Genomic DNA, 2,434 nt, shown 5'->3' with positions numbered 1-2,434 from the left:
CGCTGCGCGAGCTGCTGCGCGTCGCGCTGGGGGCCGCACGCACGGCGGCGGCGCTCACCGCCGGTCTTGTCGTCGACCTCGACGCCGTGGCGCGCACCCTCGCGCTCAGCGACGGGCTGATCGTCGCCGAACGGCTCTCGGCCGAGCTCGCCCCGCTCATCGGCGCCGACACGGTGGCTGCCGCGATCGCCGGCGCGACGACGGGCGGAGACCTGCGCACACTGCTCGAGGCACCGCTCGCGGCCCGCGGCCTGCGCGTCGACCTCGACGACCTGCTCGACCCCGCGCGCTATCTCGGGCTGGCCGCGGCATTCGTCGACGAGACCCTCGCCGAGGAGGACGCATGACCGCGCCCGTGATCGCGGCGACCAATCCGGTCGGGCCCGCCGATGCGCCGCTGCTCGTGCTCGGGCCGTCCCTCGGCACCTCGACGATCCTGTGGGAGAACACCCTCCCGGCGCTCGCGGAGCGCTTCCGCGTGATCGCGTGGGATCTGCCGGGTCACGGTGACGCTCCCTCCCCGGCCGCCCCGTTCACGGTGGGCGAGCTCGCCGACGCGGTCGCCGACCTCATCCGTGCGCACGGCGGACACGCCCTCTACGCGGGCGTGTCCCTCGGAGGCGCCACCGGGCTCGAGCTGCTGCTGCGGCATCCGGGTCTCGTCGACGCGGCCGCTATCGTCGCCTCCGGGGCCTTGCTCGCCACCCCCGAGAGCTGGCACGAGCGCGCCGCGACCGTGCGCGCGCAGTCGACGTCGGCGCTCATCATCGGGTCGGCCCAGCGCTGGTTCGCCCCCGAGTCGATGGCGCGCGAGCCCGAGCTGTCGGGCCGCCTGCTGCACGCCCTGCAGGACGCCGACGACGAGGGCTACGCCGCCTGCTGCGAGGCGCTCGCCGCCTACGACGTGTCCGCCCGCCTCGGCGAGATCGACACCCCGGTGCTCGCGCTGTGGGGTCGGCACGATCAGGTCGCCCCGGAGGCGAAGGCCCGCCAGATCGCCGAGGGCGTCGCTGACGGTCGCGCCGCGGTGATCGAGGATGCCGCGCACCTCCCGCCCGCCGAGCAGCCGGCCGCGACCGCCGCGGCGCTGATCGCATTCCTCACCCCCCACGCCCGGAAGGCGCAGCCATGACGACCGATCCCCTCGACGACGAGACCCGCCGCAGCCAGGGCATGACCGTGCGCCGCGCGGTGCTCGGCGACGCGCACGTCGACCGGGCCGTCGCCGGCACGACGCCGTTGACAGCGGACTTCCAGGACTTCATCACCCGGTACGCCTGGGGCGACGTGTGGTCGCGTCCCGGGCTCGACCGGCGGTCGCGCTCGGTCGCGGTGCTGACCGCGCTCATCGCGCTCGGCCACCACGAGGAGCTCGCGATGCACCTGCGGGCGGCCGTCACCAACGGGCTCACGCACGACGAGATCGCCGAGGTCATCCTGCAGTCGGCGATCTACTGCGGCGTGCCGGCGGCGAACACGGCCTTCCGCATCGCGAAGGACGTGCTCGGCGACGCCTGAGCGCTCAGACCGCGACGCTCCGCCCGGTGCGCGCCGCCCGCGCCACCGCCTCGACGATCGCGACGTTGCGCGCGCCGTCGGCGGCGCCGACGACCGGCTCCGCCTCGCCGCGCGCGACGGCGGCGAAGTGATCGAGCTGACGGTCGAACGCATTCGCCGCGTCGAGGGGCAACGGGATGCCACGCAGCGGCGTCGTCCACACGGCCTCGCCCGCATGCGACCACACCGTCGCGTCGGGCAGTGACACCGAGGCATCCGTGCCGACGATGCGATGCGAGTCGACAGCGTGCACGGGGAAGCGGGGCGCGTCGCCCGCGGTGAGATCCCAGCACCACGGCGCAGCGGCGATGTCCGAGACGACGATCGTCGCGACCGCGCCGGAGGCGAATGTCAGCACGAGCGCTCCGGTGTCCTCGACGTCGAGCCCCCGGGCCGCGCGGGAGGCGACGGCCGACACCGCGACGACCTCGCCTCACAGGTGCCGCAGCAGGTCGACGTCGTGGATGAGGTTGATGAGGAACGTGCCCCCGGTGCCGGCCGTGCGGTGCCAGGGCACGTCGAAGTAGTCGTCGGGCTTGCGCAGGAACGAGGTGACCGACGCCGCGACGATGCGTCCGAGGGCCCCCTCGGCGATCGCCGCGGACGCGGCACGCACGGCCGGGTGGTGCCGCCGGTGGTGCCCGACGAGCACCGGCACCCCGGCACGGGCCGCCGCGTCGGCGAGCAGCGTCGCCTCGTCGGCGGTCGCGCCGAGCGGCTTCTCGACGAGCATCGGGATGCCGCGACGCACGAGCTCGTGCGCGAGCGGCACGTGCAGCTCGTTGGGGGTGGCGATGATGACGGCGTCGGGGGCCGTCGCGCCGAGCAGCGCGTCGAGGTCGGGGAACGACGGCACCCCGTGCGCGTCGCCGAGCAG

At 75.1% G+C, this 2,434-nt stretch carries 2 protein-coding genes and 2 pseudogenes; 3 read left to right on the top strand and 1 reads right to left on the bottom strand.

Going from position 1 to position 2,434, the window contains the following annotated elements; genetic code table 11:
* The 3 genes and pseudogenes from ABT08_RS08555 to pcaC all read left to right on the top strand — a co-directional run.
* A pseudogene (locus ABT08_RS08555) lies at positions 1-347 on the top strand (lyase family protein); the annotation flags it as partial.
* Entirely contained in the window at positions 344-1,132 is a 789-nt protein-coding gene (locus ABT08_RS08550; RefSeq protein ID WP_056206356.1) for an alpha/beta fold hydrolase, read from the top strand. The pseudogene ABT08_RS08555 and the gene ABT08_RS08550, both read left to right, overlap by 4 nt.
* Complete coding sequence (gene pcaC, locus ABT08_RS08545; protein WP_056206358.1) at positions 1,129-1,518, top strand: 4-carboxymuconolactone decarboxylase; 390 nt, start codon at positions 1,129-1,131, stop codon at positions 1,516-1,518. The genes ABT08_RS08550 and pcaC overlap by 4 nt, the downstream gene beginning before the upstream one ends.
* Positions 1,519-1,522: 4 nt before the next feature.
* Here pcaC and ABT08_RS13235 read toward each other — a convergent pair.
* A pseudogene (locus ABT08_RS13235) lies at positions 1,523-2,413 on the bottom strand (Gfo/Idh/MocA family protein).
* Positions 2,414-2,434 lie beyond the last annotated feature (21 nt).

The organism is Microbacterium sp. SCN 71-21 (genome assembly GCF_001725695.1).
Taxonomy (GTDB): domain Bacteria; phylum Actinomycetota; class Actinomycetes; order Actinomycetales; family Microbacteriaceae; genus Microbacterium; species Microbacterium ginsengisoli.
The sequence above is the reverse complement of the archived record's forward strand: the minus strand, read 5'-3'. Positions and strand labels throughout refer to the sequence as shown.